This window comes from Streptomyces sp. URMC 127 (genome assembly GCF_051386535.1).
Taxonomy (GTDB): Bacteria; Actinomycetota; Actinomycetes; order Streptomycetales; family Streptomycetaceae; genus Streptomyces.
Genome location: NZ_JBPQTW010000552.1, coordinates 1 through 258, shown reverse-complemented (window position 1 = coordinate 258; position 258 = coordinate 1). Strand labels below are relative to the sequence as shown.

Sequence of the window (258 nt, the reverse complement as noted above, 5' to 3'; positions counted from 1 at the left end):
CTCCGCCACCCTGCCCGGCCTCTTCGCCGCCCAGGCCCGCCGCACCCCCCATGCCACCGCTCTCCGCGACGGCGACCTGACCCTGTCGTACGCCGAACTCGACGCCCGCGCCAACCGGCTGGCCCACCTGCTGACCGAACGGGGTGCCGGCCCCGAAAAGCTGGTGGCCCTGCTCCTGCCGCGCTCCGCCGACCTGGTCGTCGCCGTCCTGGCCGTCCTCAAGTCCGGCGCCGCCTACCTCCCCCTGGACCCCGGCAC

Annotated in this window: 1 protein-coding gene; it reads left to right on the top strand. The window is 76.0% G+C overall.

Features of this window, described 5'->3' with window-relative positions:
* A partial coding sequence (locus tag ACSNOH_RS35355; RefSeq protein WP_436725523.1) for an AMP-binding protein occupies positions 1-258 on the top strand: 258 nt, incomplete at both ends.